Raw genomic sequence first — 21,411 nt, 5'->3', positions numbered from 1 at the left:
CATGCCTTCCACGGTTCTCGTCAAAACATCGGCCGGTCAGCAACTGCTCAAGGACCGGCACGGCGCACTGACGCCACGCCAGCGCTCTGCTTTCATCCTGTTTGACGGCAAGCGCACCGTGGCCGATGTGCTGGCGGCCACGGCTGCCATGGGCATCACCGAGGCAGACATTCAGGCGATGCGGGATCTGGGCGTGCTGGCGCCCCTGGGCCAAGAGTCGGCACCAGCGCCTGCGCCTGCCGCACCGGTGGTGGCGGCCCCCGCCTCGGGCGGCGTGCCGGAAACCGGCCGCTCGATGATGCAGCGATTCCAGGATGCCTATCCCGTAGCCACAGAGTTGACGGCTGGCCTGGGGCTGCGGGGCTTCCGTCTGAATCTGGCAGTGGAGGGGGCGATGAACTACGAGGCGCTCGCCGCGCTCGCTCCGCAGATCCGCGAAGCGGTGGGGGAGGCCAAATACGAGCGCCTGCGCCAGGCGCTTTTTGCCTGACCGCCTGATGGGTCTCCGTGCAGCTCAGGGCAATCGTGAGCTGAGCCAGCTGATGGGCTGCTGCTGCAACCTGCCAGCCCCGCATGGGCGGCTGCCGCAGCACTGCAGCGCCACGGCAGCCCTAGGGCCCAGACTCAGCGGCCCACGGCCAGCAGTTCTACGTCGAACTTGAGTGTGGCATTCGGCGGGATCACACCGCCTGCACCGCGGGCACCGTAGCCCAGGGCCGCCGGGATGATGAGCGTGCGCTTGCCGCCCACCTTCATGCCTTGCACGCCTTCGTCCCACCCTTTGATGACCATGCCCGCACCCAGCGGAAAGTCGAACGGCGCGCGGCGGTCCAGGCTCGAATCGAACTTTGCGCCCTGTTGTCCGTCCTGGTACAGCCAGCCGGTGTAATGCACCGATACGTTCTGGCCGCGTGCGGCTTCGGCGCCCTCGCCAACGACGGTGTCTTCGTACTGCAGGCCAGAGGCCGTGGTGATCATTGCCATGGTGTGCTTTCGCAAGGATGAAAAAAGCTTCTGGTGCCCAGCAGGCAAAGCCAGAAGCCGTGGTGGAGCGCAGTGCGCTTACTTGCCGCGGGCGCGCCCCGATGCCCAGCGTGTGGCGAAGGCCTGCACGTCGCTCAGGCGCTTGAGCAGGTCTTGACCGGACGAGGTCACCGTGTAGCCGTCGCTGCCGTGGTCGATCAAGCCAACCTCGCGCAGCTCTTTGATGCGGGTGTTGAGGGTGTTGGGCGTGATGCCGCCCACGCTGTCTTGCAGCAGGCGGAACGTCTGTGGATGTCCGTCGCGCAGCGCCCACAGCACGCGCAGTGCGTAACGGCACTCAAGCCGTTCGAACAGCTGGTTGATGGCCGCGTTTTCCTTGGAGCTCATGCAGGCTTCTCCTGGCGCTGGGATTGTGTCACCGGGCAGCACAGGGCCCCCGAACCTGCGGCCGACTATAGCGCGGAACCGTATTTGCTACAAGTTTGGTAGCTTGTCGTGCTTGTTTGCTGTACGCTGGCGGCAGATTTAAGGGTTTACATGCTGCATTTTGTTGCATCTCTGCGACGTTGCTGCAGCGTGTTGCTGGTGGCCAGCTCCGGCCCGCTCAAGATTCCTTGCCATGACCGACTCTTCCCGTCCCGTTGCCGACTCTGCCCGACGATCCACTGCTGCCGCTGGTGGCGCGCTGCCCTTGGCCGGTGTGCGCGTGGTCGAATTCAGCCACATGGTCATGGGGCCTACCTGCGGCATGGTGCTGGGCGACCTCGGGGCTGAAGTCATCAAGGTCGAGCCCATCGAGGGCGACCGCACGCGCCACTTGCTGGGAGCGGGGGCGGGCTTTTTTCCGATGTTCAACCGCAACAAGCGCAGCGTGGCGCTTGATTTACGGCACCCCCGGGGCCTGGAGGCGGCTCGGCGGCTGGCGCTGTCGGCCGACGTGGTGGTGCAGAACTTCAAACCCGGGGTCATGGGCAAGTACGGGCTGGACTACGCGGGCTTGGCCGACGAGAACGCCCGGCTCATCTATGTGAACCACATGGGTTTTCTGCCAGGGCCGTACGAGCACCGCACGGCGCTGGACGAAGTCGTGCAGATGATGGGCGGGCTCGCCTACATGACAGGCCGCCCCGGCGATCCGCTGCGCGCTGGCGCGAGTGTGAACGACATCATGGGTGGCATGTTCGGCGCCATCGGTGCCATGGCCGCATTGATGCAGCGCGGTATCACCGGGCGGGGGCAGGAGGTCGATTCGGCTCTGTTCGAGAACAACGTGTTCCTCGTCGGGCAGCACATGATGCAGTACGCGGTCACGGGGCAGCCTGCCGCGCCCATGCCGGAACGCATTTCGTCCTGGGCGTTGTACGACGTGTTCAGCGTACAGGACGGGGAGCAGATTTTCCTGGCCGCCGTCAGTGATGCGCAGTGGGCGACCTTCTGCGACGCCTTTGGGTTCGACGATCTGCGTGCCGATCCGCGTCTGGCGACCAACAACGACAGGGTGCGCGCCCGCCCGACCCTCATGCCGGATCTGCGCCAGCGGCTGGCTGGATTCCGCGCAAGTGAGATTGCTGAGCGGTTTGAGCGCCACGGGCTGCCGTATGCCCCCATTGCGCGGCCTGAACAACTGTTCGACGACCCGCATCTTCAGGCCACGGGCGGACTGGCCGAGATCACCTTGCCCGATGGCGAGCGTGCCGGGCAATCGGCCCGCACAGCCCTGCTGCCGCTGCGCATCGGCGGGCAAAGGCCTGGCGTGCGCGCCAATCCGCCCCCACTCGGGCAAGACACGCTGGCCGTGCTGCAGGGCCTGGGCTATACCCCGGCCGAGTGCGCCGCCTTGCAGGCCAGCGGGGCGGTGCGTTGACCGATACCACCCCACTAGCCTGATTGCTCCGGTGGCTGAGGGCGGCTGTCTGGACCCGCTGCCTCAGCCGTGGCGCAAGGCAGGGCGCACGGACGTACCAGCCGGCACCAGCGCTGCAGCCTGGGCAGCGGTAGCGTGCAGGCGGAACACGGCCACGGCATCGACCAGTTGCCGCGCCTGGGCGCTGAGGCTGCCGGCTGCTGCGGCGCTCTCCTCGACCAGCGCTGCGTTCTGCTGCGTGGCTTCGTCCATCCGCACGATGGCTTGGGTGACGCGGACCATGTCTTGGGTCTGGCGGTCGTTGGCTTCGCTGATCTCGCCCATGAGGGTGCTCACCCGCTGGATTGCCGTCACCACTTCGGTCATGGTGCTGCCTGCTTCGCGCGCCAGTTCCGACCCGGCCTGCACGCGTTCGACGCTGGTCTGGATCAAGGCCTTGATCTCGTGGGCTGCGTCAGCGCTGCGCGTGGCGAGATGGCGTACCTCGCTGGCCACCACGGCAAAGCCGCGTCCCTGCTCGCCCGCGCGGGCGGCCTCCACCGCGGCGTTCAGGGCCAGGATGTTGGTCTGGAATGCGATGCTGTCAATCACTCCGGTGATGTCGGCAATGCGGCGTGCGCTGTCCTGGATGGTCTGCATCATGTCCACCATCTGACCCACCACCGCTCCTCCGCGTTCTGCCACGTTGGAGCCGCTGCGTGCCAGCGCGCTGGCCTCGCGCGCATGTTCGGCGTTCTGCTGCACAGTGTGTTCAAGTTGCTGCATGGACTGGGTGGTCTCGTCCAGCGATGCAGCCTGCTCTTCCGTGCGATGGCTGAGGTCCGCGTTGCCCTGGGCAATTTCCGCGCTCGCGCTGGCCACCCCCTCGGCGTTGTGGCGCACGTTCGACACCACTTGCTCCAGTTGTTCCTGCATGGCGGCCAGTGCTTGCAGCAGGCGAGAGGTTTCGTCGCGTCCGGTCGCAGCAATCTCCGTGCTGAGGTCGCCTGCGGCCACGCGGTGGGCCACCTCTACCGCCGTCTGGAGCGGGCGCACCACCGAGCGTGTGAGCAGAACGCCTGCCAACGCACCCAGCGCCGCAAACAGTACCAGGGCCAGCAGGCTGCTGACCAGTGCCCGCTGCGCGTCTCGTTCTGCTTCCCGGGCGATGGAGGCGCTGCTGGCGGCCACCTGCTGGCTCAGGGCGGCTAGCAGTTGTGCGGGGCCTTGGTCGATGTCTGCCACATCGGCATCGCCAGCAGCGGGCACGAAGCCCAGCGACTGGAACACCTCGAAGCCCTTGCGGTAACCCGCTGCCATGCGGGTGTGGGCGTCGGTAAAGCGCGCCAGCGCCTCCCGCTCGGCCGCCTCGGGCAGTGTGGGGGCCAGCGCGCGGGCCGCCTCAGCCACCCGCTGTTCGGCCTGCTCAAAGGCCTTCCAGTGCAGTTCGCGCTTGCGCGAGTCTTCACCCCGTAGCAGGGTGTTTTTCCACTCCAGCACCTGGGTTTTGAAATCGCTTTCCATGCGACTGACGGCGCGCTCTTGGGCGACGCGCTGCTGCACGGTCGTGTCGTAGGTCTGCAGGGCCCGGTAGAGCGAGCCCACGCCAAACAGCGCGGCTCCGATCACCAGCGTGAGCACCAGGCCGAGCGCGGCCGTCATGCGGGTGCCAATCGAGAAGCGCGACATGTTCATGGATGCGTTCAGTCGGAGGTTCATGAGCAGGCTCAACTCTTGAGCTTGAGCAGGTAGGCCATCACGCTGGCAGTCGTCTGGCTCAGTTCAATGAACTCGCTCAGATCTTTGCCCGTGAGCCAGGCCGATTCCCAGCGGTTCTTGTGCAGCGCCTTTTGCCAGGGTTCCTGCGCGGCCGTGTATTCAAGGGCGCCAGCCCATTCGGCCACACGGGCCGCAGGAATGTCCCTGCCCGCGAACACACCGCGCCAGTTGGCCATCTCAGCGTCCAGTCCTTGGTCGCGGAAGGTCGGCAGGCCGAACACCGGACGGCGCGCGGACACCCCAATGGCGCGCAGCGTGCCCTGACCCAACGCCTCGCTGACTTCGCTGTAGCCTGAGATACCGACGACTGCGTCGCCCTTGAGCAGGGCGGCCACCACATCGGCGCCACTTGCATGGGGGCGATACACGAGCGCGTCCGGAGCGGCCTTGGCGGCCCGCACGAGCACCCCGGCAAACATGTGGTCCACGCCGCCCGCCGAGCCGCCGGCAATCGGTACCGACTTGAGGTCTTGCCGCAAGGCCGCCACGAGGTCGCGGGTGCTCTTGATCGGCGACTGCGCCGGGACCACCACCACCAGATAGTCCGACGTCAGCCGGGCCACCGGCCGTACATGGCTTAGGTCCACTCGGGGCTTTTGCAATGCCACGGCGCCCACCATCACCATGCCACCCACCAGCAGTGCATTGGAGTCGCCGCTGTACTTGTCGGCAAAGTGCGCCAGGCCGAGCGTTCCGCCCTTGCCGCCGACGTTCTCGTAGTCGATTTGTTCGGCCAGCCCAGCCTGTAGCAGCGACGCACCGAGCGCACGTCCGGTTTGATCCCAGCCACCGCCCGGGTTGGCCGGAATCACGATGCGCAATTGCGGTGCGAGCCGTGCGGGCCTTGCTGTGGTGGCAGGGCGCGCAGTTTGCGCCCATGCCAGGCTGGGCAGAGCGGCCAGCGTCGCGCAGTGCAGCAGGGCCAGGCGGCGGCTCATGCGTGCGCCTGATGGAAGCTCGGGCAGGGCCATGGGGCGCAGGGGCGCTGGTTGGCTTGGGGGCATGTCTCCTCCGTGACAGTGTGAGTGCGCCCATGGTTCCCGATCAAGCTGTCATTCGGCTGTCCCTGGAGTGGCCTTTTCTACGGGTTAACCCGTACGGTTCGGTGGTGCACCTTGGCCGGAACGCCACCCCAAAAACACAAAGCCCCGAGGCGGGTGCCGCGGGGCTTTGTGAACCGATGCGTGCTAGGTCGCCGGGCACGCGCCGTCGTGTCAGAGCGAGTCGATGAAACTGCGCAGCTTGTCCGAACGGCTGGGGTGCTTGAGCTTGCGCAGTGCCTTCGCTTCAATCTGGCGGATGCGTTCACGCGTCACGTCGAACTGCTTGCCCACTTCTTCGAGCGTGTGGTCCGTGCTCATCTCGATACCGAAGCGCATGCGCAGCACCTTGGCCTCGCGTGGGGTGAGGCCGTCGAGGATGTCCTTGACCACGTCGCGCAGGCCGGCCTGCATCGCGGCGTCGATGGGCGCAGTGTTGGCGCTGTCCTCGATGAAATCGCCCAGGTGGCTGTCGTCGTCGTCCCCGATGGGTGTTTCCATCGAGATCGGCTCCTTGGCGATCTTCATGATCTTGCGGATCTTGTCCTCGGGGATCTCCATCTTGGCGGCCAGGATGGACGCATCGGGCTCGAAGCCAAACTCCTGCAGGTGCTGGCGGCTGATGCGGTTCATCTTGTTGATGGTCTCGATCATGTGCACCGGGATGCGGATGGTCCGGGCCTGATCCGCGATGGAGCGCGTGATGGCCTGGCGGATCCACCAGGTGGCATAGGTCGAGAACTTGTAGCCGCGGCGGTATTCGAACTTGTCCACCGCCTTCATCAGGCCGATGTTGCCTTCCTGGATCAGGTCCAGGAACTGCAGGCCACGGTTGGTGTACTTCTTCGCAATCGAGATCACGAGGCGCAGGTTGGCCTCGATCATTTCCTTCTTGGCATCGCGCGACGTGGCTTCGCCTTCGTTCATGCGCTTGTTGATGTCCTTGAGCTCTGCCAGCGGCACGACCACGCGCGCCTGCAGGTCCATCAGCTTCTGCTGCAGCTCTTGCACGGGCGGAATGTTGCGTGCCAGCACAGGGCTCCAGGGCTTGCCGGCCGCGGCCTGCTTTTCCACCCACTTGAGGTTCAGCAGGTTGGGCGGAAATTCCTTGATGAAGGTTTCCTGCGGCATGCCGCACTTGTCCACGATGATGCGACGCAATTCGCGCTCTTTTTTGCGCACGTCGTCCACCTGGGCGCGCACCATGTCGCACAGCTTCTCGATGGTCTTGGCCGTGAAGCGGATGGTCATCAGCTCTGCCGACACCGCCTGTTGGGCCTTCATGTAGGCCGGGCTGCCGTAGCCTTCCTTGTCGTAGATTTTGTGCAGCTTTTCGAACAGCTCGCGCAGGCGGTCAAAGCGCTCCAGCGCTTGCTTCTTGAGTTCTTCGAGCTTCTTGGTCAGGGCCTTGGAGCCGCCCTTGCCATCGTCGTCGTCGGCTTCGTCGTACTCGTCGAAGTCTTCCTCGGCCACGTAATCGTCGTTTTCGTCGGCATTGACGAAGCCGTCCACCACGGTGGAGATCACGACCTTGCCCTCGCGAATTTCCTCACCCATGTTGAGGATCTCGGCGATGGTCGCAGGCGATGCCGAGATGGCTTCCATCATGGCCTGCAGGCCGCCTTCGATGCGCTTGGCGATTTCGATTTCGCCTTCGCGTGTGAGCAGCTCGACCGTGCCCATCTCGCGCATGTACATGCGCACGGGGTCGGTGGTGCGGCCGAATTCGCTGTCCACTGTCGAGAGAGCTGCTTCGGCTTCTTCTTCGGCTTCCTCTTCGGTCGTGGCGGTCTGGCCGGTGTTGGTCAGCAGCAGGGTTTCGGCGTCGGGCGTCTGCTCGTACACCGCCACGCCCATGTCGTTGAGCATGGAGATCACGACTTCCAGCGTCTCAGCGTCCACCAGCTTGTCCGGGAGGTGGTCAGAGATTTCGCCATGCGTGAGGTAGCCGCGCGTCTTGCCCAGCTTGATCAGGGTCTTCAGGCGCGAGCGGCGCTTGGCAAGGTCCTCTTCCGACAGCACGGTCTCGTCAAGACCGAACTCCTTCATCAGCGCGCGTTCCTTGGCCTTGCTGATTTTCATGCGCAGCGGCTTGGCCTTCTCGGCTGTGGGCGCTGCAACCTCCACCTCGGCTTCGACTTCGCCTTCGAGGTCCGATTCAATGTCCGACAGGTCGGTGTCGTCCAGATCGGATCCAGCCTCTGCAGCGGCGGCCTTGGGCTTGCGACCACGCTTGGCCGGGGCCTTGCCCTCTGTAGTGGCGGCCTTGGCCGGGCGGCCAGGGCGTTTTTTGGCAGGCGCGTCATCGGCAGGGGCGGCAGCGGGCGCCGCCTTGGCGCGGGTGGTCTTCTTCGGTTCTTCGGGGGCGTTGTCGACGGAGGCAGTCACGGGCACGGTCTTGGCTTTCTTGGCCGCGGGCGCTGGTGCGGGCACGCTCTTGGCGGCCTTTGGGGCCGCCGTTTTGCGTGCGGGCGCAGCAGCGGGTGCAGCGGTCGCGGTGGTTTTGGACGCGGCCTTCTTCGCGGCGGGGGCAGGCTTGAGCGGCTTCGCGGACTTTTGAGCAGGCATGGACAACCTCGGGTTCAAAAACGGACACACAAAGAAATCGCAAGCGCCACCGAACCGGGCGCGGGAAGAAGGCACAGCGAAGGCACAGCCTTCGCGGTTGAGGGCAGGCCCTCAGGGGCAAGATGTCTGGGCGATCATTTGGTGTGCAGTCCTTGCGGTATGGAGGGCGGTTGTGCGCGTTCGTCACGGTGGCCCGGCCCGGAGGTGCTGCTGTCGCTCTTGCCGATGAACCCTACATTATAGCGTTGGCGGTTTTTTTCAAGTCCGCAGGCTGCCCGCTGTCTCCAGCGCGCGACGTTTGGCCTGCAGTTCGCGGTAGCGCTGCAGGGCCGCCGGGTCTTGGGCGACCTGGGCTACCAGCGCGCTTTCTTCGGCCTTGATGTGCTCGATCAGCATGCGGTTGAGCAGCCCGCGCAGTTCCAGGCGCAGTTCGGGCACGTCGCCTTCGGTCTGGGCGTGCGAGCCGGTCATAAGCCGTTGGGCCAGCGCCTCGCAAGGGTGGCCTTGCAGCTGCGTCTGCAAAACGGCCCAGGGGGTGGCGCCATGCTCGTGGTACTGCGCTTCCAGCCAGACAAACAGCGGCCCGTGGGGAGGCGGTTCGGCGCACAGCGCCTGGTGGTCTTCGGGGCTCAGCTCTTCCAGAAACTGCATGTGCGACAGCAGCAACCGGGCCGCATGGTCGGCCCGGCTGGCGGGCGCGGGGCGTGGTCCCTGGAAGGGCGGCGGGGCTTCGCGCGGCCAACGGCCACGGCCCGGTTCCCAAGGTTTTCGGCGTGGGGCGCCGGGGCTCCAGCGCGGGCGCTCGGGCTCGCCAGCCCATGCTGCCTCGGGTGGTGCCCAGCCGTCAGTAGGGGCACCGCCTGCAGGGCGCACGGGCGCGCGTTCGGCCGGTGCGACCTGCTGCCACAGCGCGCCCAGGTCGGCCGCGGGCAACTGGGCCAGTTGCGCCAGGTCGGCCAGCAACTGGCGCTTGAGCACGCCGTCTGGCAGCGCCGCCCACAGCGGGCGGGCGTTGGCGGCCATGTGCGCGCGGCCCTCGGCCGTGCCGAGGTCGCAGCCTTCGCTGGCGGCGTCGGCCAGAAAGCGGCTCAGCGGCACGGCATCGCCCACGCAGCGGGCAAAGGCGTCGCTGCCGTGCGCGCGGATGAAGCTGTCCGGGTCGTGTTCGGGTGGCAGGAACAGAAAACGGATGCTGCGTGTGTCCGTGGCGTGGGGCAGGGCGGCTTCGAGCGCCTTGCGCGCCGCGCGGCGGCCGGCGGCGTCGCCGTCAAAGCTGAACACCACGGCATCGGTAAAGCGCAGCAGCTTTTGCACGTGTTCGGGCGTGCAGGCCGTGCCCAGCGTGGCCACGGCCTGCGGAAAGCCCAGCTGCGCCAGCGCCACCACGTCCATGTAGCCTTCGGTGACGAGCGCGTACCCCGCCTCGCGGATGGCCGTGCGGGCCTCGAAGAGCCCGTACAGCTCGCGCCCCTTGTGGAACACCGGGGTCTCGGGTGAGTTCAGGTACTTGGGTTTGTCGTCGCCGAGCACACGTCCGCCGAAGCCGATGCATTCGCCCTTGACGTTCCGGATCGGGAACATCACCCGGTCGCGGAAGCGGTCGTAGCGTTTGTCGGCATCGTCCTCGCTGGTGATCACCAAGCCCGCTTCTTCGAGCAGCGGGTCGTCGTAGCGGGGGAATACGCTGGCCAGGCTGCGCCAGCCTTCGGGCGCATAGCCCAGGCCGTAGCGCTTGGCGACCGCGCCCGACACGCCGCGCCCCTTGAAGTAGGCAATGGCCCGCGGCGATTCGCGCAGCTGGCGTGCGTAGGCCTCGGCGGCTTTTTCGAGCACGTCGGTCAGCGTGAGCTGCTTGGCTCGCTGGGCGGCCGCGCGTTCGCGCTCTTGCGGCGTGGACCGGTCGTCGGGCACCTGCAGGCCGACCTGCTGGGCCAGGTCCTGCACGGCTTCGACGAAGCCCATGCCCGCGTGGTCCATCAAAAAGCCGATGGCGTTGCCGTTCTTGCCGCAGCCAAAGCAGTGGAAGAACTGCTTGGACGGGCTGACGCTGAACGATGGCGACTTTTCGCCGTGGAAGGGGCACAGCCCCATGAAGTTGGCGCCACTCTTCTTGAGCGGCACGTAGCGGCCCACGATCTCGACCACATCGACGCGGGCGAGCAGCTCCTGAATGAACGACTGCGGAATGGACACGCCGCTATTGTGGCCCAGGCCCCGTGGTGTGCCCCGCATGGCCTTCCGCGCGGCGGTGGCTGGTGCTCAGGCCATCGTCAGGCAGGGCTGCTGTAATGCCCGTCTGCCTTTGTGGAGACCCGAGGAGACCGCCATGACCCCCAGCCCCTACGACCAGGATCTGCCCCGCAACGCCGCCAACCACGCGCCGCTCACGCCCATCGGTTTTCTGGAGCGCACCGCCGAGGTGTACCCCCATCGGCTGGCCATCGTGCACGGCCCGCTGCGCCAGACCTGGGCCGAGACCGATGCCCGCTGCCGCCGCCTGGCCAGTGCGCTGCGCGCCCACGGCATCGGCAAGCACGACACCGTGGCCGTGATGCTGCCCAACACCCCGCCGATGGTCGAAGCCCACTTTGGTGTGCCCATGGCCGGCGCCGTGCTCAACACCCTCAACACCCGGCTTGATGCCGAGACCATCGCCTTCATGCTCGACCACGGCGAGGCGCGCTGCGTGATCGTGGACCCGGAGTTTGCCCCCGTGATGGCGCGCGCCCTGGCGCTGCGCCAGCGCACCGAACCACTGCTCGTCATCGACGTGGAAGACGCGCTGTACGGCCCGGCCGCCCAGCGCCTGGGCACGCTCACCTACGAAGACCTGCTGGCCCAGGGTGACCCGGGCTTTGCCTGGGAGATGCCGGCCGACGAGTGGGACGCGATTGCGCTCAACTACACCAGCGGCACCACGGGCAACCCCAAGGGCGTCGTCTACCACCACCGCGGCGCGGCGCTCAATGCGCTGTCCAACATCCTGGAATGGGACATGCCCAAGCACGCGGTGTATCTGTGGACGCTGCCCATGTTCCACTGCAACGGCTGGTGCTTTCCGTGGACGGTGGCGGCGCGCGCGGGCGTCAACGTGTGCCTGCGGCGCGTAGATGCGCAGGCCGTGTTCGACGCCATGCGTGAGCACGGCGTCACGCACTACTGCGGCGCGCCCATCGTGCACGGGCTGCTGGTGAATGCGCCGGCCGCGCTCAAGCAGGGCGTGCCTGCAGGCATCAAGGCCATGGTCGCCGGGGCCGCGCCGCCGGCTTCGATGATCGAAGGCATGGAGCAGATGGGCTTTGACCTGACCCATGTGTATGGCTTGACCGAGGTGTACGGCCCGGCCACCGTGTGCGCCCGGCACGAGGCCTGGGATGCGCTCGACATCGGCGAGCGCGCGCGCCTCAATGCCCGCCAGGGCGTGCGCTACCACCTGGAGCGCGACGTGCGCGTGCTCGACCCCGACACGCTGCAGCCCGTGCCCTGGGACGGCGAAACCATGGGCGAGATCATGTTCCGCGGCAACATCGCGATGAAGGGTTACCTCAAGAACCCGCAGGCCACGGCCGACGCGTTTCGGGGCGGGTGGTTCCACAGCGGCGATCTGGCCGTGCAGTACCCCGACGGCTACATCAAGATCAAGGACCGGAGCAAAGACATCATCATCTCGGGCGGCGAAAACATCTCGTCCATCGAGGTCGAAGATGTGCTCTACCGCCACCCGGCCGTGCTGGCCGCCGCCGTGGTCGCCAAGCCCGACCCGAAGTGGGGCGAAACGCCCTGCGCGTTTGTCGAGCTCAAGCCGGGCGCCCAGGTCACGGCCGAAGACATCGTGGCGCACTGCCGCGCCCACCTGGCAGGCTTCAAGCTGCCACGGGCTGTGGTGTTTGGCGAACTGCCCAAGACCAGCACCGGCAAGATCCAGAAGTTTGAGCTGCGCAAGCAGGCGGGGTCGGCGCAGGCGATTGATGTGTGACCGCAGCCCACAAGGTGCCGGAAGACATTTGCTAGGATTTTGATAGCTGCTCGTGCTTGATTTATAAGCACGAGCAGGCTATTTGGCTTTCTGCCCACCAGGGCCTTACACGCCTTGCACGCGTAGCACGCCATGCATCTGGCGTTGGCCGCAACCCGGTGCGCCGCCTGCCCAGGGGCCTGGCGGCACAGGCCGCCGCCGCTGGGGCCCTGCGTACGCCAGGGCCCGGCGGGCGCTCAGTCCCCCATCACGATGCCCTCGCGCCGCGGGTCGGCGCCGCCCAGCCACATGGGTTTGCCCTGCACCTGGCCGCGGGTGATGGCCTGCAGGCCACTGGTCATGGCCTGCTCGCGCACTTCGGCGCCCTTGGCGCGCAGCGCTTGCACGGTGGCGGGCGGGAAGCGCTTTTCCTCCAGCAGCGTCGGGCCGTTCATGGAGCCGAAGTTGGGCAGGTTGATCGCCTGCTGGGGCTGCATGCCCCAGTGCAGCACGCCGTACAGCGTCTTGGCCGTGTAGTGGATGATGGCCGCGCCGCCCGGGCTGCCGCCGCTCATCAGCAGTTCGCCCGTGGCCTTGTCGAACACCAGCGTGGGGGCCATGGACGAGCGCGGGCGCTTGCCCGGCTGCACGCGGTTGGCAATTGGCTGGCCGCTGGCGTCGGTGGGGGCCAGGCTGAAGTCGGTCAGTTCGTTGTTCAGCAAGAAGCCCTTGACCATCTGGCGCGCGCCGAATTGGTCTTCGATGGTAGTGGTCATGGCCACGGCGCGGCCCTGCGCGTCCACGATGCTGATGTGGCTGGTGCCGTACTCGGGCTGATCGGGCATGGGCGCGTAGCTGGTTTTCACCGCGCCAGGCGTGCCGGGCTGTGCCACCTTCATGCTGGAGGGGCCGATCAGCTTGGCGCGTTGCGCGAGGTAGGCCGGATCGAGCAGGCTCATCCAGCTGCCTGCGGGCGGGGCGACGAAGTCCGGGTCGGCCACATACAGGCCGCGGTCGGCAAAGGCCAGGCGTGCGGCTTCGGTGTAGAGGTGCAGCCACTCGGCGTTGGGCAGGCCGTCCTGCAGCGGGATCGTGCCTGCGTTGGTGTTGCGCAGGATGCCCAGGATCTGCCCCACGGCAATTGCGCCCGAGCTGGGCGGCGGGAACCCGCAGATGCGGTAGGTGCGCGCGGCCACGGGGTGGTCGGCGCAGAGCGCCTCGCGTTTCTTGGCCTGGTAGCCGGCCAGGTCGGCGGTGCTCAGGCGGCCCGGGTTGCTGGGGTGGTTGCGCACCTTGTCCACGATGGCCTGGGCGATCTCGCCTTCGTGCAGGGCCTTGCTGCCCTCGGCCGCAATGCGGCGCAGCACGGCGGCCAGCTCGGGGTTGCGCAGGTTGAAGCCCACGTCGCGCGCGTCGCCGTCGGGCTTGTAGAAGTAGGCCGCAGCCACCGGGTCTTTCTTGAGGTGGGCGTCGCCCTTGACGAGCGTGTGCAGGCGCGGGCTCACCTTGAAGCCGCCTTCAGCCAGTGTGATGGCGGGCTGGAACAGCGCCGCCCAGGGCAGCTTGCCGTGCTGCCGGTGCGCCAGCTCCAGCATGCGCACGGTGCCGGGTACGCCCACCGAGCGGCCGCCCACCACGGCGTCGTGGAAGGCCATGGGCTTGCCGTCGGCACCCAGGAACATGCGCTCGTCGGCGGCCGCGGGGGCGGTCTCGCGGCCGTCGAAGGCCTCGACCTGCTTGCCGTCAAAGTGCAGCAGGAACGCACCGCCGCCAATGCCGCTCGATTGCGGCTCCACCAGCGTCAGCACCATCTGCACGGCAATGGCGGCGTCCACCGCCGAGCCGCCCGCGCGCAGCACCTGGTAGCCCGCGTCGGTGGCCAGCGGGTTGGCCGCCGCCACGGCAAACTTCTGCGTGGCCCAGCCGGGCTTTTCGGTGTAGCCCGAGGCCGCCTCAGGCTGGGCGGCGGCTGGCGGCGGGGTGTAGCTGAAGCTGGCCGGGGTGCTGGCGCAGCCAGCCAGCAGGGCGGCGGCAGCCAGCACGGCCCAAGCGGTCGCGGTGGTGGATGCAGACATGGGAGGGGTGGGGCGGGGGCGGACCATACGGGACTCCTGTCGTGGGCGAAGGGATGAATTGGGGTGCACGCTGCATCGTACTGCGCAGCCGCGGGTGCGCGCCGAGCCCGTGGGTGGCGCTCGTGTGGTTGGGGTACAAATGGGCTGCTCGTGCTTTTGAATCAAGCACGAGCAGCTATCAAAAGAATAGCGTTGAGTGCCTGCGGTGCATGGACTGCATGGGCCGCCGCTCAGGCGCTGTCGTCGCGCTGTGGGCCGGGGCGGCCGTCTTCCACCACAAAGCGCGCCAGCGGTGCCACCGCGCTGTCGGCGCGCATCGGGTCGTCCACGGCGAGCAAGGTGGCCGTCCAGCGGCGGGGCGTGATCTCGGCCACGCCGTAGCCGCGCTTGTCGGGCCGTGCCAGCAGCAGGTGCGGGTGCTGGCGCACCAGGGCGTCCATCTGCGCAGGCGTGGCCCCGGTGCGCGAGCTGATGGAGGTGCCGCAGAACTCGCTGGCAATCACGGGGCCGGCCATCTGCCCGCCGTCCACCACCTGCGCGTGCAGGCGCGCCACCACGTTCTGGTGGATGTCGCCGCCCAGCAGCACGGTGTTGCGGGGTGAAGCGTTGGCAACGGCCTGCAGCAGGCGGTCGCGTGCGGCGGGGTAGCCGTCCCAGCCGTCGGCAAACAGCCGGCCTGAGGGCTGTAAGCGCGGGGCCAGCAGCGTCTGCTGCGCAATCACGCTCCAGCGCGTGGCGTCGGGGCGGGCGTCGGCCTGCAGTGCGGCGCCCAGCCATTGCTCTTGCGCCGGGCCCAGCAGGGTGCGCGTGGCGTCCACCAGCTCGGCGCAGTCGGTGGGCGACACCTGCCCCGCACCGCTTGCGCTGCTGCGGCGGCAGGCCTGGCGGCTGCGGAACTGCCGCAGGTCCAGCAGATGCAGGTGGGCCAGCCGGCCCCAGGCGAGGCTGCGGTACAGCTGCAGCGCACCAAACGCGGCATCGGTGCGGGCGCTGGTGCGCAGCGGCATGTGTTCGTAGAAGGCCTGCCAGCCGGCCGCCCGGATGCCCAGCAACTGCGCCGGGTCGTCCCCCACGCCGGTGTTGCCCGCGTAATCGTTCTGCACCTCGTGGTCGTCCCAGGTCACAGCCCAGGGGCAGGCGGCGTGCGCGGCCTGCAGGGCCGGGTCGCTGCGGTACAGCGCGTAGCGGTCGCGGAAGTCGGCCAACGTGGTGGCCAGCGGCAGGTTGGAGGTACGCGCCAGCCCGGCGGTGTCACGCGGCGGCGCGTATTCGTAGATGTAGTCGCCCAAAAACAGCACCAGGTCGGGCGCGTGCTGGGCCAGGTGCCGCCAGGCGGCATAGTGACCGTGCTCCCAGCGCTGGCACGAGGCATAGGCCACGCGCAGGCGAGCGGGCAGGGCGTCGGCCGCGGGTGCGGTGCGCGTGCGGCCCGTGGGGCTGGTCGCATCGCCATGGCGGAAGCGGTAGAAGTACCAGCGGTCGGGCGCGAGGCCCTGGACTTCCACATGCACGCTGTGGCCCAGGCCGGGCAGGGCGGTGGCCTGGCCGCGCTGCACCCCGTGGGCAAAGCGCTCGTCGTGGGCGACTTCCCAGTGCACCGTGAGCGGTTGCTGCGCAGCGGCCGGCAGGCCGACAAGGCGCGTCCAGAGGACCACGCCGTCGGGAAGCGGGTCGCCGCTGGCCACGCCCAGCGCAAACGGGTCTTGCGTGAGGGGCGCCGTGGCCCAGGCCCAGCGCGGCAGGCTGGTGGCGGCCGCGGTGCTGGCGGCCATCGCCAGCCAGCCACGCCGCCCGACCAGCGGGCCCTGCCGCGGGGCGCTCATGCCGCGTGCACGCGGTTCTTGCCGGCGCGCTTGGCCAGGTACATGGCCTGGTCGGCGCGGCGCACCACGTCCTGGCTGTCTTCGCTGTCGTGGATCTGCGCAACGCCTGCGCTGAAGGTGATGAGCACCTTCTCGCTGCCCTGCAGGAAGAATCGGGTGCTCAGCTCCCGCTGCAGCCGCGTCATGGCGGCAATGCCCTGCTCGGTGGTGGTGTCGGGCAGCACGATCACGAATTCTTCGCCGCCGTAACGGGCCAGCAGGTCTTGCGGACGCATGACTTCGCGTGTGACCTGGGCCAGGTGCATGAGGGCGGCGTCCCCGGCGGTGTGGCCCAGGCGGTCGTTGAGCTTCTTGAAGTTGTCGAGGTCCAGCAGCGCAATGCACAGTGGCGTGCCCATGCGGCGCGCGCGCGCAATCTCGCGCTCCATGGCCTCGTCAAGCCCCTTGCGGTTGAGCGTGCCGGTCAGCGGGTCGTGCCGCGCCTGCGTGCTGGCGCGGTCGAGTTCTTCCTGCAGCTTGGCAATTTCGGCGCGCTTGACATCGGTGCGCTCCCGCAGGTCTTGCAGCTCTTCGCGCGCCACCCGGCTGTCGAGCGCCATGGCGCGCGTTGCGGCCATGACCTCCTGCAGCACCGGGGCGATCTCGCTCAGGGTTTCGGCCTTGCCGATCAGGTCGGCGCATCGCTCCAGCGTGCCCTGGTAGGTGGTGCTTGAATCGGTGATCTGCGCCAGCCGCTCAATGAAGGTGGCCAGCATGTCCTTCATCTGCTCCTGCGCTTCCACGGCGCGGGCCTTGGCCTCGGTCTGCTTGAAGATCACGTCCTTCAAGCGAAGCTGCACATCGTCGAGCCGCCGCAGCGTCAGCGGCGGGGTGGACGCCGCCGTCAGCGCTTGCGCCTGGCCGTGCAGCCATTTGTCGTCCACGCTGAGCACGCTGATGTTCTCGAAGATCAGATGCAGCAGGTTCAGCAGCGTGCTGCGGATGGCGGCCTGCTCTTCGGTGGCGAACGACAGACGGAATACGAAGTTCTGCAGCATGAGCTGCGCGGTCGAGATCGGTGCGGGCGGGTCTCGCAGGAATGTGGAGACCTGCTGTGCCATGGCGGTCATGCGCGCATCGTCTTCACCCAGAGAGGGCTGCAGGGTGTCCACCAGCCGCGCCAAGGTCTCGGCAAAGTCGGGCGGCAGATTGGCGGGCGGCGTATCGTCGCTCGCCGTCGCCACCGGAGTGGCGCCCGCTGCGGGCTGCAGCGCGAGGTTGGCATAACCCACCAGCGTGCTCTGCACGGCCGTCCAGTCGCGCTGGGCCACCGCCCGCTCGAATTGGCCCAGCAGGCGCTTCTGCGCTGGGGTTTGTCCGGGCATGACCCGCAGGATGCTGGCCATCGGACCGTCCGGAAACGGCATGACCGAGCGACTGCCGGCAATCTCGTCGTACAGCGCCTGGTAGTTGTCGGGGGTGGGCGCCAGCCGCCGGCTGGCCAGCAGTTTCAGGGTTTCGCGGGCGATTTCCGAGGGGGGACGTTCAGCCATGGCCGGGCAGCGTTCTCATGGGCACACAAAGTGCCCGAGAGTGTGACACAGCCACGGCCGTGCTGGCCGGTTCAGTTGACCAGTACCAGCTTGCCCTTGACGCCGCGCGAGCCCATGTGGGCGTAGGCGGCGGGCAGCTCGGCCATGGGCATGGTGCGGTCGATCACCGGCTTTATCTTGCCCTGCGCGTACCACTGGGCCAGCTCGCCCATCATGGCCGCATTGGCCTTGGGCTCGCGCTTGGCAAAGTCGCCCCAGAACACACCGACGATGGATGCGCCCTTGAGCAGCGGCAGGTTCAGCGGCAGCGATGGGATGGGGCCCGAGGCAAACCCCACCACTAGGTAGCGCCCGCGCCAGGCAATCGAGCGGAAGGCGGGTTCTGCAAAGTCGCCGCCCACCGGGTCGTAGATCACGTCGGGGCCCTTGCCATCGGTCAATGCCTTGAGCGCATCGCGCAGGTTGTCACGGCTGTAGTTGATGGTGGCGTCGGCGCCGATGGAGGTGCACAGCGCGCACTTGTCGTCGGTGGAGGCGGCCGCGATCACACGCGCCCCGGCAGCCTTGGCGATCTGGATGGCGGCCGTGCCCACGCCGCCTGCCGCGCCCAGCACCAGCACGGTTTCGCCAGCGCGCAGCGCCGCGCGGTCAATGAGCGCGTGGTAGGACGTGGCGTAGATCATGATGAATGCCGCCGCATCCACCATCGGGAACTGTGGGGGCAGCGGCATGCACAGCGCAGCCGGTGCCAGCGTGTGGGTGCCAAAGCCACCCGTGCCCGACAGGCAGGCGACCGCCTGGCCCGGCTTGAGGTGTGTGACGCCTTCGCCCACGGCCTGCACGACGCCCGCATATTCGGAGCCGGGCACAAAGGGCAGCGGGGGTTTGATCTGGTACTTGTTCTGAACGATCAGCAGATCAGGGAAGTTCAGGCTCGCGGCCTTGATCTCGATGAGCACTTCGCCGGCTTTGGGCGCGGGCGTGGGCTGTTCGGTCCAGGTCAGGGCCTCGACCCCGGTGGGATTGGTGCAAAGCCAGGCGTGCATGGTGTCTCCTGTGGTCGTGGGCAATGGGGGCGGTTAAAGCCCGGTCAGCCCGGATGATAGGCAGCCGCCGCGCCACGGTGTTGTCCCTCGCGCGACCACTATCCCGGCAACCGGAGCCCCGGCGCGGGGCATCGGGGCACACCTACAATCGCTTGCAACTTCGCCCTGCGCACCATGAAGATTCTGCTTTCCAACGACGACGGTTTTCAGGCCCCGGGCATTGTGGCCCTGCACGCGGCCCTCAGCGCGATTGCCGAGGTCGATGTGGTTGCCCCTGAGCACAACAACAGCGCCAAATCGAATGCGCTGACGCTGCATTCCCCACTCTATGTGCACCAGGGGGCCAACGGTTTTCGCTATGTCAACGGCACGCCGGCCGATTGTGTGCACATCGCGCTGACGGGCTTGCTGGGCTACCGGCCCGACCTGGTGGTGTCTGGCATCAACAACGGTGCCAACATGGGCGACGACACCATCTATTCGGGCACCGTCGGGGCGGCCATGGAAGGCTATCTGTTCGGCATCCCGGCGATTGCGTTTTCGCAGGTGGACAAGGGCTGGGGCGAGCTGGAAGCTGCGGCCGCAAAGGCCCGCGAAATCGTCTCGCAGCTGCGTGCGGGGGGGCGCATTGGCGAGACGCCCTGGCTGCTGAATGTGAACATCCCGAACATGCCGCTGGAAGCCTTGAAGCCAGCGCAGGTCTGCCGCCTTGGGCGGCGACACGCGGCGGAGCGCGTGATTACCCAGCAAAGTCCGCGTGGCGAAGTGATGTACTGGATTGGCGGCGCGGGGCCTGCCAAAGACGACGGAGAGGGCACCGACTTTCACGCCACCGCCCGCGGCCACGTGGCCATCACGCCGCTCAAGGTGGACCTGACCGACCACGAGCAGTTGCTGGCCTGGCAGGAGATGGCGGGACAGATGGAGACGAAGCCCGGGACGCAGGGCGGCTGACCGATGCAACGCCGTCCGGGTTTTCCTGCGCAGTGGTCGGCCAAGGCGCCGGCCGTCGAACCGCGTCGCAGCACGCCGGCTGCAGGGGGCGCGCTGCCCGCGGTGTCATCTCCGACTGGTGTGGGGCTTGATTCCGCGGCGGTGCGTGGACGCATGGTGCAGCGGCTCGCGTCGGCCGGGATTGCGTCGGCGGCGGTGCTGCAGGCCATGGGCACGGTTGAGCGCCATCGTTTTGTCGATACCGCCCTGGTCAACCAGGCGTACGAGGACACGAGCCTGCCGATTGGCTTGGGCCAGACGATCTCCAAGCCGAGCATTGTGGCGCGCATGTGCGAACTGCTGCTGCAGGCTGAGGGTGCGCGCCAGGGCGGCTTGGGCCGTGTGCTGGAAATCGGTACGGGCTGTGGCTACCAGGCCGCCGTGCTGAGCCAGCTGGCCCGTGAGGTGTACACCATCGAGCGCCTGCGCGGGCTCCACGAAAAAGCCCGCGACAACCTGCGGCCATTTCGCTTGGCGAACGTGCATCTCATGCTGGGTGACGGCATGCTGGGCTACCCGCGCGGCGCCCCTTACGCCGGCATCATCGCCGCTGCTGGCGGCGATGCGCTTCCGGCCGCTTGGTGCGACCAATTGGCGGTCGGAGGGCGGCTGGTGGCACCGTTGGCCTTGTCTGGGGCTGGTCAGGTGTTGCTGGTGATCGACAAAACCCCGCACGGCTTGAAACAAAGCGTGCTCGAGCCCGTTCATTTTGTCCCCCTAAAATCGGGGATTGCCTGAAGGGGAACAGTCTATGAATCGTTTGCGTGGTCTTGTGGGTGCGATGTCGGTGGCGGTGGCGGGCGCAATGCTTGCTGGCTGCGGCACCAGCCTCAACAAGGCTCCTGTGGAGGACCGCGGGACCTCTGCAGCTGGCGCATCGGCGGCCTCGTCATCGGGGACATCGGCGGTGGTGATGCCGGTCAAACCTCCGCCGGGGGCCGAAAACATGGGCAAGCCCGGCTTCTACACGGTCAAGCCCGGTGACACGCTCATCCGGATCGGTCTGGAGACCGGCCAAAGCTGGAAAGACATTGCCCGCTGGAACAATCTGGACAATCCCAATCTGATTGAGGTCGGTCAGGTGCTGCGCGTGGTGCCTCCGGGTGCTGTGGTGGCGGCCGACACCGGCGTGGTCACGCGGCCCGTGGTGCCGCAGGCGGTTGGGCCGGCATCCACGCCGCTGCCCGCAGCCAGCACCGCCAGTGCGCCTCGTACAGCGTCGTCGGCTCCGGCCGCAACGGCTGCGTCGGTGCCCGCGCCGGCGCCCACTCCCGTGCCCGCTGCAGCGGCGGGAGACGATGACACAGCTTTCATCTGGCCTGCCTCCGGCAGTCTGGTAGGGAGCTTTGACGAGGCGCGCAACAAGGGGCTGGACATTGCAGGCAAGGCCGGCGATCCAGTGCTGGCTGCTGCCGATGGGCGTGTGGTGTACGCAGGGGCCGGCCTGCGCGGCTACGGCAATCTGGTAATCCTCAAGCACAACAACACCTATCTGACAGCCTACGCTCACAACCAGACGCTGCTGGTCAAGGAAGACCAGTCGGTGCGCAAGGGGCAGAAGATTGCGGAGATGGGCAACACCGATGCCGACCGCGTGAAGCTTCATTTCGAGATCCGTCGCAACGGGAAGCCCGTAGACCCGGCGCGCTACCTGCCCGCCCGGTGAGTCCTGTAACTTCAGGGCTGCCTGCCCCGGCCGCATCTGCTGCTGGTCCGGGTGATGGAGCAGGCCAAGCCACCGGCTCCTTCCGTACCGAGCCCGAGGGTGTCGGC

Annotated in this window: 16 protein-coding genes; 6 read left to right on the top strand and 10 right to left on the bottom strand. The window is 67.5% G+C overall.

The window, feature by feature from the left end:
- The first annotated feature begins 1 nt into the window (after position 1).
- Positions 2 to 490 (top strand): hypothetical protein, encoded by a 489-nt coding sequence (locus ABD866_RS01340; protein ID WP_345060453.1) that lies wholly within the window; start codon positions 2 to 4, stop codon positions 488 to 490.
- Between the two features lie 134 nt (positions 491 to 624).
- Here the strand turns inward: ABD866_RS01340 and ABD866_RS01335 are convergent, their stop codons facing one another.
- Positions 625 to 984 (bottom strand): FKBP-type peptidyl-prolyl cis-trans isomerase, encoded by a 360-nt coding sequence (locus ABD866_RS01335; RefSeq protein ID WP_345060451.1) that lies wholly within the window; start codon positions 982 to 984, stop codon positions 625 to 627.
- 78 nt (positions 985 to 1,062) lie between these two features.
- Positions 1,063 to 1,371, bottom strand: coding sequence for a winged helix-turn-helix transcriptional regulator (locus ABD866_RS01330; RefSeq protein ID WP_345060449.1), 309 nt, complete (start codon positions 1,369 to 1,371; stop codon positions 1,063 to 1,065).
- Positions 1,372 to 1,603: 232 nt separating this feature from the next.
- On the opposite strand from ABD866_RS01330, the gene ABD866_RS01325 reads away from it, so the two are divergent.
- Positions 1,604 to 2,848, top strand: coding sequence for a CaiB/BaiF CoA transferase family protein (locus tag ABD866_RS01325; protein ID WP_345060447.1), 1,245 nt, complete (start codon positions 1,604 to 1,606; stop codon positions 2,846 to 2,848).
- 63 nt (positions 2,849 to 2,911) lie between these two features.
- Here the strand turns inward: ABD866_RS01325 and ABD866_RS01320 are convergent, their stop codons facing one another.
- The 4 genes from ABD866_RS01320 to dnaG all read right to left on the bottom strand — a co-directional run bounded on the left by ABD866_RS01320 (position 2,912) and on the right by dnaG (position 10,407).
- Entirely contained in the window at positions 2,912 to 4,522 is a 1,611-nt protein-coding gene (locus ABD866_RS01320) for a methyl-accepting chemotaxis protein (protein ID WP_425549527.1), read from the bottom strand.
- 32 nt (positions 4,523 to 4,554) lie between these two features.
- A complete protein-coding gene (locus ABD866_RS01315; protein WP_345060443.1) occupies positions 4,555 to 5,577 on the bottom strand; it encodes a Bug family tripartite tricarboxylate transporter substrate binding protein in 1,023 nt (340 codons plus the stop codon).
- A 243-nt stretch (positions 5,578 to 5,820) separates the two neighbouring features.
- Positions 5,821 to 8,214: an RNA polymerase sigma factor RpoD gene (gene rpoD / locus ABD866_RS01310; protein WP_345060441.1), complete on the bottom strand. Its 2,394-nt coding sequence runs from the start codon at positions 8,212 to 8,214 to the stop codon at positions 5,821 to 5,823.
- A gap of 258 nt (positions 8,215 to 8,472) precedes the next feature.
- Complete coding sequence (dnaG, locus tag ABD866_RS01305) at positions 8,473 to 10,407, bottom strand: DNA primase (protein WP_345060439.1); 1,935 nt, start codon at positions 10,405 to 10,407, stop codon at positions 8,473 to 8,475.
- A 133-nt stretch (positions 10,408 to 10,540) separates the two neighbouring features.
- Here dnaG and ABD866_RS01300 point away from each other — a divergent pair, with 133 nt between their 5' ends.
- Positions 10,541 to 12,190, top strand: a complete 1,650-nt coding sequence (locus tag ABD866_RS01300; protein ID WP_345060437.1) for an acyl-CoA synthetase — start codon at positions 10,541 to 10,543, stop codon at positions 12,188 to 12,190.
- Positions 12,191 to 12,426: 236 nt separating this feature from the next.
- Here the strand turns inward: ABD866_RS01300 and ABD866_RS01295 are convergent, their stop codons facing one another.
- From ABD866_RS01295 to ABD866_RS01280, 4 genes are all read right to left on the bottom strand, one after another.
- Positions 12,427 to 14,244 (bottom strand): gamma-glutamyltransferase family protein, encoded by a 1,818-nt coding sequence (locus ABD866_RS01295; protein ID WP_345060435.1) that lies wholly within the window; start codon positions 14,242 to 14,244, stop codon positions 12,427 to 12,429.
- A 230-nt stretch (positions 14,245 to 14,474) separates the two neighbouring features.
- Positions 14,475 to 16,067, bottom strand: a complete 1,593-nt coding sequence (locus tag ABD866_RS01290; protein ID WP_345060433.1) for an alkaline phosphatase D family protein — start codon at positions 16,065 to 16,067, stop codon at positions 14,475 to 14,477.
- A complete protein-coding gene (locus ABD866_RS01285; protein ID WP_345060431.1) occupies positions 16,064 to 17,599 on the bottom strand; it encodes a GGDEF domain-containing protein in 1,536 nt (511 codons plus the stop codon). Before ABD866_RS01285 ends, ABD866_RS01290 begins: the two co-directional genes overlap by 4 nt.
- A gap of 71 nt (positions 17,600 to 17,670) precedes the next feature.
- Positions 17,671 to 18,645, bottom strand: coding sequence for an NADPH:quinone oxidoreductase family protein (locus ABD866_RS01280; protein WP_345060429.1), 975 nt, complete (start codon positions 18,643 to 18,645; stop codon positions 17,671 to 17,673).
- A gap of 174 nt (positions 18,646 to 18,819) precedes the next feature.
- Here ABD866_RS01280 and surE point away from each other — a divergent pair, with 174 nt between their 5' ends.
- From surE to ABD866_RS01265, 3 genes are read left to right on the top strand one after another with little or no spacing between them, the layout of a single operon-like run.
- On the top strand, positions 18,820 to 19,599 hold the full coding sequence (surE, locus tag ABD866_RS01275; RefSeq protein WP_345060427.1) for a 5'/3'-nucleotidase SurE: 780 nt from the start codon (positions 18,820 to 18,822) through the stop codon (positions 19,597 to 19,599).
- Positions 19,600 to 19,602: 3 nt separating this feature from the next.
- The gene (locus tag ABD866_RS01270) at positions 19,603 to 20,376 is read left to right on the top strand and encodes a protein-L-isoaspartate(D-aspartate) O-methyltransferase (RefSeq protein ID WP_345060425.1); all 774 of its coding nucleotides are present in this window, start codon (positions 19,603 to 19,605) and stop codon (positions 20,374 to 20,376) included.
- Positions 20,377 to 20,389: 13 nt separating this feature from the next.
- The gene (locus ABD866_RS01265; protein WP_345060423.1) at positions 20,390 to 21,304 is read left to right on the top strand and encodes a peptidoglycan DD-metalloendopeptidase family protein; all 915 of its coding nucleotides are present in this window, start codon (positions 20,390 to 20,392) and stop codon (positions 21,302 to 21,304) included.
- Positions 21,305 to 21,411: the final 107 nt, after the last annotated feature.

This window comes from Acidovorax lacteus (genome assembly GCF_039540375.1).
GTDB lineage: Bacteria > Pseudomonadota > Gammaproteobacteria > Burkholderiales > Burkholderiaceae_C > Acidovorax_G > Acidovorax_G lacteus.
The sequence above is the reverse complement of the archived record's forward strand: the minus strand, read 5'-3'. Positions and strand labels throughout refer to the sequence as shown.